This is a genomic window from Roseomonas sp. TAS13 (assembly GCF_001950415.1).
GTDB classification, from domain to species: domain Bacteria; phylum Pseudomonadota; class Alphaproteobacteria; order Acetobacterales; family Acetobacteraceae; genus Roseomonas; species Roseomonas mucosa.
Map to the genome: position 1 here is coordinate 1 of NZ_BDLP01000224.1, position 7,223 is coordinate 7,223.

Annotated in this window: 8 protein-coding genes and 1 pseudogene; 5 read left to right on the forward strand and 4 right to left on the reverse strand. The window is 70.3% G+C overall.

Going from position 1 to position 7,223, the window contains the following annotated elements:
* From urtB to urtE, 4 genes are all read left to right on the forward strand, one after another.
* Nucleotides 1–1,093 (forward strand): urea ABC transporter permease subunit UrtB (gene urtB, locus ROTAS13_RS16075; RefSeq protein ID WP_075822835.1); only part of this gene is annotated, 1,093 nt, incomplete at its 5' end.
* On the forward strand, nt 1,090–2,217 hold the full coding sequence (gene urtC / locus ROTAS13_RS16080) for an urea ABC transporter permease subunit UrtC (protein WP_075822836.1): 1,128 nt from the start codon (nt 1,090–1,092) through the stop codon (nt 2,215–2,217). The genes urtB and urtC, both read left to right, overlap by 4 nt.
* Nucleotides 2,218–2,560: 343 nt before the next feature.
* A complete protein-coding gene (urtD, locus tag ROTAS13_RS16085) occupies nt 2,561–3,343 on the forward strand; it encodes an urea ABC transporter ATP-binding protein UrtD (RefSeq protein WP_019461287.1) in 783 nt (260 codons plus the stop codon).
* Nucleotides 3,333–4,037, forward strand: a complete 705-nt coding sequence (gene urtE, locus ROTAS13_RS16090) for an urea ABC transporter ATP-binding subunit UrtE (RefSeq protein WP_019461286.1) — start codon at nt 3,333–3,335, stop codon at nt 4,035–4,037. Before urtD ends, urtE begins: the two co-directional genes overlap by 11 nt.
* 19 nt (nt 4,038–4,056) lie before the next feature.
* On the opposite strand, the gene ROTAS13_RS16095 is transcribed toward urtE, so the two are convergent.
* Nucleotides 4,057–4,902 carry a fumarylacetoacetate hydrolase family protein gene (locus ROTAS13_RS16095; protein ID WP_075822837.1) on the reverse strand — a complete coding sequence of 282 codons (846 nt, stop codon included), beginning with the start codon at nt 4,900–4,902 and terminating at the stop codon, nt 4,057–4,059.
* A 187-nt stretch (nt 4,903–5,089) separates the two neighbouring features.
* Here ROTAS13_RS16095 and ROTAS13_RS16100 point away from each other — a divergent pair, with 187 nt between their 5' ends.
* Complete coding sequence (locus ROTAS13_RS16100; RefSeq protein ID WP_171979115.1) at nt 5,090–5,596, forward strand: DoxX family protein; 507 nt, start codon at nt 5,090–5,092, stop codon at nt 5,594–5,596.
* Here ROTAS13_RS16100 and ROTAS13_RS16105 read toward each other — a convergent pair.
* The 3 genes and pseudogenes from ROTAS13_RS16105 to ROTAS13_RS27240 all read right to left on the reverse strand — a co-directional run.
* Nucleotides 5,590–6,021, reverse strand: a complete 432-nt coding sequence (locus tag ROTAS13_RS16105; protein WP_019461283.1) for a VOC family protein — start codon at nt 6,019–6,021, stop codon at nt 5,590–5,592. The genes ROTAS13_RS16100 and ROTAS13_RS16105 overlap by 7 nt on opposite strands.
* A 115-nt stretch (nt 6,022–6,136) precedes the next feature.
* On the reverse strand, nt 6,137–6,475 hold the full coding sequence (locus tag ROTAS13_RS16110; RefSeq protein WP_019461282.1) for a four-helix bundle copper-binding protein: 339 nt from the start codon (nt 6,473–6,475) through the stop codon (nt 6,137–6,139).
* A 94-nt stretch (nt 6,476–6,569) separates the two neighbouring features.
* A pseudogene (locus ROTAS13_RS27240) lies at nt 6,570–7,223 on the reverse strand (hypothetical protein); the annotation flags it as partial.

Here is a 7,223-nt window from a genome sequence, read left to right on the forward strand (position 1 = left end):
TCGCCTTACGGTGGAGCTGTGCGTAGATGTGATCAAGAGACAGGAAGCCGGCCGCCTCGCCGCCATCGCCACGCTGCGCGGCCGGGGCGACATCGATGCCCGTGCCCTGATCGCCGGCCTGTCCAACCAGCCGCCCGCCGTGGCGGAGGCCGCCGCCGCCGCGGTGAAGGCCATCGACTGGAACCTGCGGCTCTGGGGCTGGGCGCAGAACGCCTGGTACGGGCTGAGCCTGGGCTCCGTCCTGCTGCTCGCCGCCGCCGGACTCGCGATCACCTTCGGGGTGATGGGCGTCATCAACATGGCGCATGGGGAGCTGGTGATGCTCGGCGCCTACACCACCTTCCTGGTGCAGGACGCGATCCGCGCCCATGCGCCCGGCCTGTTCGGCGCCTCGCTCTTCATCGCCGTGCCGCTCGCCTTCCTGGTCACTGGCGCGGTCGGCGTGGCCATCGAGCGCGGGCTGATCCGCTTCCTCTACGGCCGCCCGCTGGAAACGCTGCTCGCCACCTTCGGCCTGTCGCTGGTGCTGCAACAGGCGGTGCGCTCCGTCTTCGGTCCCACGAACCGCGAGGTCGGCACCCCCGCCTGGATGAGCGGCGCCTTCGAGCTCGGCGGCCTCACCATCACCATGAACCGCCTCGTCATCATCCTCTTCGCCTTTCTGGTGATCGCGGCGCTGATGGCGGCCTTCCGCTACACCTCGCTCGGCCTGCGGATGCGGGCGGTGACGCAGAACCGGCGCATGGCGGCGGCGATGGGCATCCGCACGCCCTGGATCGACGCGCTGACCTTCGGCCTGGGTTCCGGCGTCGCCGGCATGGCGGGCGTGGCGCTGAGCCAGATCGACAACGTCTCGCCCAATCTCGGCCAGGGCTACATCATCGACAGCTTCATGGTCGTGGTCTTCGGCGGTGTCGGCAATCTCTGGGGCACCGTCATCAGCGCCCTCACTCTCGGCGTCGCCAACAAGTTCCTGGAGCCGCTGGCGGGCGCCGTGCTGGGCAAGATCGTGGTGCTGCTGGCCCTGATCCTGTTCATCCAGCGCAAGCCGCGCGGCCTCTTCCCGGTGAAGGGGAGGTTTGTCGAATCATGAGCCGCATCGCGAGCATCCTCACCCTCACCCTCCTGCTGGGCGGCGCCGCGCTGATGGCGGCGCTGAACCTGCTGACCGACCCCGGCAGCGCCTGGCACGTGCCGACCTATGTGGTCTCGCTCACCGGCAAGTATCTCTGCTACGCGATCCTCGCCCTCTCGGTGGATCTCGTCTGGGGCTTCGCCGGCATCCTGAGCCTGGGCCACGCCGCCTTCTTCGCCCTCGGCGGCTATGCCATGGGCATGTACCTGATGCGCCAGATCGGGACGCGCGGCGTCTATGCCAACGCGAACCTGCCGGACTTCATGGTCTTCCTGAACTGGGATTCGCTCCCCTGGTACTGGTGGGGCTTCGGCTCCTTCCCCTTCGCGCTGCTGATGGCGCTGCTCGTGCCCGGCCTGCTCGCCCTGGCCTTCGGCTGGCTCGCCTTCCGCTCGCGCGTCACCGGCGTCTATCTCTCGATCATCACCCAGGCGCTGACCTACGCCCTGCTGCTCGCCTTCTTCCGCAACGACATGGGCTTCGGCGGCAACAACGGCCTCACCGACTTCAAGGACATCCTCGGCGTCCCGCTGCAGCTCGACGGCACCCGCTGCGCCCTGTTCCTGGCCTCCGCCATCGTGCTCGCCGGCTGCTTCCTGCTGTCGCGCTGGCTGGTGCGCTCGCGCTACGGCAAGGTGCTGATCGCCGTGCGCGACACGGAAAGCCGCACGCGCTTCCTGGGCTACCGGCCCGAGGCCTACAAGCTCGTCGCCTGGACGGTCTCCGCCGTCATGGCCGGGCTGGGCGGCGCGCTCTACGTGCCGCAGGTCGGCATCATCAACCCGGGCGAGTTCGCCCCCGCCAACTCGATCGAGGCCGTGGTCTGGGTCGCGGTCGGCGGGCGCGGCACGCTGGTCGGGCCGATCCTGGGCGCCATCCTGGTCAATCTCGGCAAGACCGTCTTCACCGGCGCCTTGCCCGAACTCTGGCTCTTCGCCCTGGGCGGCCTCTTCATCCTCGTCACCCTGTTCCTGCCGCGCGGCATCGTCGGCCTCTTCGCCCGGCGCCGCTCCGGCGGCGTGCCCCTGCCGGCGGAACCGTCCTCGCCCGCCGAGGCGGCGGCGCGGGAGGCGGCCTCGTGAGGAGCGTCGTGTTCAGGCCCCGGGCGGGAGGCTCCGCCTCCCCCCGGTCCCCCCTCCGCTGGGGGAATAGTATTCCCCCAGACCCCGCCAGGAGTTTTCCGGCGCTGGCGGACAGGTGGGTCGCGCCGGAGGGCCTCGCCCTCCGGCGACGGGCGGTGCCGCCCGCGCGGCCAATCCTATCGTCCCAGGCTTCCACCTTCCCACCGCTGGAACACACCGCCCGCGCCCTTCCACCCGCACCCACTCCTGGCGGGGTCTGGGGAGACACTGTCTCCCCAGCGGGAGAGGGTCCGGGAGAGGGCGGCGCCCTCTCCTGGCCACGGGACCACGCCGGAACCACACCATGATCATGGCCAGCACGACCCCTGCCGGGCGCCCCGCCACGAGAACCGGCGCCTTGCTCTATCTCGACGGCGTCAATGTCAGCTTCGACGGCTTCCACGCACTGCGCGACCTTTCGCTGGTGCTGGAACCGGGCGAGATGCGCGCGGTGATCGGCCCGAACGGCGCCGGCAAGACAACGATGATGGACGTCATCACCGGCAAGACGCGCCCCGACACGGGCGATGTCCTGTTCAACGGCACGACCGACCTGACGGGGCTGGACGAGCCCGCCATCGCGCGGCTGGGCATCGGGCGGAAGTTCCAGAAGCCCACGGTCTTCGAGCCGCATACGGTGCGCGACAACCTGCTGCTCTCCCTGGCCGGCCCGCGCGGCCCGCGCTTCGCCCTCCTCGCCCGGGAAACGGCGGAGGAACGGCGGCGGATCGAGGAGATCCTCGCCACCATCCGCCTGTCGGAACATGCCAACCGCGTCTCCGGCAATCTCAGCCACGGCCAGAAGCAGTGGCTGGAGATCGGCATGCTGCTGGCGCAGGAGCCGCAGCTCCTCCTGGTGGACGAGCCCGTGGCAGGCATGACCGATGCCGAGACGGCGCAGACGGCGGAGCTGCTGCGCGAGATCAACCGCACCCGCTCCGTCGTGGTGGTGGAGCACGACATGGATTTCGTCCGCGCCCTTGGCGTGAAGGTCACGGTGCTGCACGAGGGCCATGTGCTCTCGGATGGCTCTATCGACCATGTCAGCAGCGATCCGCGCGTGATCGAGGTGTATCTTGGCCGCTGAGCTCCGCGTCGAGGATGTCTCGCTGCATTACGGCGCGGCGGTGGCGCTGCGCGGCGTTTCGCTGGAGGCGCGGCGTGGCGAGGTGACCTGCCTGCTCGGCCGCAACGGCGTCGGCAAGACCTCGCTGCTGCGCGCCATCACCGGGGCGCACCCGGTCTCGCGCGGGAAGATCCTCTGGGAAGGGCAGGACATCACCCGCCTGCCGCCCTATGAGCGCGCGCGGCGCGGCATCGCCTGGGTGCCGCAGGGGCGCGACATCTTCCCGCTGCTGACAGTGCGGGAGAACCTGGAAACCGGCTTCGCCGCCGCGCCCAAGGGGCAGAAGACGATCCCCGAGGATGTCTTCGCCATGTTCCCGGTGCTGAAGACCATGCTGCATCGCCGCGGCGGCGACCTCTCGGGCGGGCAGCAGCAGCAGCTCGCCATCGGCCGCGCCCTGGTGATGCGCCCGCGCCTGCTGGTGCTGGACGAGCCGACCGAAGGCATCCAGCCTTCCATCATCAAGGATATCGGCCGCGCCATCGCCCTGCTGCGCCAGCGCGGCGACATGGCGATCCTGCTGGTGGAGCAGTATTTCGACTTCGCCCACGAGCTCGGCCAGCATCTCGCGGTGATGGACCGGGGCAGCATCGTCCTCGCCGGGGCGCGTGATGCGCTGGACCGCGAGGACGTGCTGCGCCGCGTCTCGGTGTGACGGTGCCGGGTGGCGGTGGCTAATCCGCCGCCACCACCTTCTGCTCCTGCTTGCCGAGGCCCTCGATGCCCAGGCGCATGCTCTGCCCGGGCCGCAGGAAGACCGGCGGCTTGCGGCCCATGCCCACGCCCGGCGGCGTGCCGGTGGTGATGATGTCGCCCGGATGCAGGGTGATGAACTGCGAGGCATAGGAGACGATCTTGCGCACGTCGAAGATCATGGTGCGCGTCGAGCCGTCCTGCATCCGCTGCCCGTCCACCTCCAGCCAGAGGGCGAGGTTCTGGGGATCAGGGATCTCGTCCTGGGTCACCAGCCAGGGGCCGACCGGGCCGAAGGTATCGGCGCCCTTGCCCTTGTCCCAGGTGCCGCCGCGCTCGATCTGCCACTCGCGCTCGCTGACGTCGTTGCAGATGGTGTACCCGGCCACGTGGTCCATCGCCGCATCCGGGGAGACGTTCTTCGCGCGGCTGCCGATGACGATGGCGAGCTCGACCTCCCAGTCCGTCTTCACGCTGTTGCGCGGGATCACCACCTCGTCGTTCGGCCCTTGCAGCGAACCGAGCGACTTCAGGAACATGATCGGCTCCTTGGGGATCGGCGCCCCGGTCTCCGCCGCGTGGTCGGCGTAGTTCAGGCCGATCGCCAGGAAGTTCCGCGTCCCGGCCACCGGCGTGCCCAGGCGCGGGCTGCCCGGCACGGCGGGAAGGCCGGCGGCATCCAGCGCGGCGATCCGCGCCAAGCCCTCGGGCGACAGGGCCTCGCCGGCGAGGTCGGGCACCACGCCCGACAGGTCGCGCAAGGTGCCGTTGCCGTCGAGCAACCCGGGCTTCTCGGCCCCGGCCGGGCCATAGCGGAGCAGCTTCATCGCATGTGTCCCCCTCTTCGTGCCGCGCAACTTCCCCCGCTGGCCCGGCGAGGGCAAGACATCCCGGCCTGAACTTGCTGGCCCGTGCTCCATTGCCCGCCTCTCGCCGGATGGCTTATGTTGCGAAGCGAAAACAAGGACGGAGCGGGCATTGCGGTTCGGCTGGGCGTTTTCCCGGTGGCCTGCGGTGGAACGCTGGCTGCGCCCCTGCCTTGCCCTCTTCTTCGTGGCGGCGGGGGGCGCGAAGCTGCTGGGGATGCCGGAGGACGGCGAATTGTTCCGCCAGCTCGGCTATGCGCCCTGGTTCATGTGGCTGACCGGAGCCGTGCAACTGCTGTCCGGCCTGGGCCTGCTGCTTTCCGCAAGCGCGGCCGTCGCGGCCGCCATCCTCGCGGCCAGCTTGGCGGGCGCGGCGGGCAGCCTCCTGTCCAGCGGCGATCCGTGGATGCTGCCGGTGCCCCTGGGCCTGCTCCTGTTGCTTCTGGCCATCGGCTGGCACAACGCGCCCGTCTGGCTGCGGCAGCACCACGCCCCTTCGGCGGGCCAGGAAGGCGGCGATCGCCCCGGCATGGGCAACGGGTTCCTGCCCGGTGGGCCGGGACTCCCCGGCAATGCGGCCCTCGGCAGCCTCGCCCCTGGCGGCCCCGGCCAACAGAACCAAGGGCGTTCCTACAAGCCTTGGGCGGATCAGTAGTTCTTCCAGAGGCCGGGCGTGGCCAGTTCCACCAGATTCCCGTCCGGGTCGCGGAAATAGACGCTCCGCCCGCCCTTCGGCCAGGACACGCCACCTTCCAGGGGGATGCCGTGCCGGGCCAGCCGCGCCACCCAGGCGTCCAGATCCTCCGGTGCGATGGAGAAGGCGAAATGGATCCGGCCCATGGCGTCGTGGGGCGGGATCATGCCACCCGGCAGGATGGCCGGCTCCGTGGCGGCGCCACGCCGGAACAGCAGCAGCACGCTGCCGGGCCCAGCCGGATAGGCGACCAGCCGGTCGTCGAGGAACATCGGCTCCAGGCCGAGCACCGCCTCGTAGAAATGCCGGGCCCGGCCCAGATCCTCGACATAGAGGCCGGTCTCCAGCACGCTGCCGAGGGGCGGCACCTTGTCCTGCTCCGTCATGGGCCTCCTTTCCTCGATCTCCGTCCGCCTCGGGTCAGTCCGTCACGGGCCGGTCTTCTGCCGGACCATAACAGCCTCCCGCCGGAAGGAACGCCGCCCTTGCGGCGGGGGTGTCTCAGGCCGCCATGCGGCCGCATTCCTCCGCGCAATTGCGGCAGGTCTCGGCGCAGTGGCGCATATGCTCGTCCGCCTCGGAATGGTTGCCGCAGGCCTCGGCGCATTCCCGGCAGATCTCCGCGCATTCGCGGCAGAGATGCGCCATGTGGCGGGAGCCGCGGATCATGAAATCCGCCGCCGTGAGGCAGATCTGCGCGCAGTCCATCATGATCCGCATATGATCCAGCGCGGCATGGCTGCCACCCTTGCCCAGGCAATGGGTGATGCAGCTGAGGCAGGTCCGGTGGCAGTCCAGGCAAGCCTGGATGCAGGCTTCGAGCTTCGGATCGGTCTTCATCGCACACTCCCGTCGTTACGGCCGGTTAGCGCCCTTCCCCCAGGGGAAAGTTTCGCCGAACCGGCCTCCACGCGGGCCGGAGATGCGGAAGGCGCTATGCCTCCCCATCCCGCCGCACCGCGCGGCTGCGCCAGGCGATCGCCAGGCAGGTCAACACCAGCAGGCACAGCGCCAGGCGCAGCCCGGAAAGCTGCGCCAGGAAGCCCAGCAGCGGCGGTCCGCCCAGCAGCCCGCCATAGCCCATGGTGGCCACCATCGCGACGCCCATGCCCGGCGATACGCCCGGGATGCGCCCCGCCGCGCTGAACAGCACGGGAAAGACATTGGACAGGCCCAGCCCGACCAGCACCAGCCCGGCGATGGCGACCTCCGGGCGCGGCACCGCCAGCATCAGCACGAAGCCCGCCGCCGAGAGCAGCGCCCCCAGCCGCAGCACGGATGCGCCACCCAGGCGCCGCACCACCGCGTCGCCGCCCAGCCGCCCCGCCGTCATGGCCAGGGAGAAGCCGGCGAAGCCCAGCGCCGCCACGCCGGCCGGGGCCGCCGCCTCCACCGCCAGGTACAGCGCCGACCAGTCCCCCACCGCCCCCTCCGTCACCAGGGCGAGCAGCGCGATCAGCCCGAGGCCGAAGGTGGCGCGGTTCGGCAGGGCAAGTCCGTGTCCGCCCTCCTCCGGGACCGCCGGGGCATGGCCCCCGGCATGATCTGTCTCTTGATCACATCTACGCACAGCTCCACCGTAAGGCGA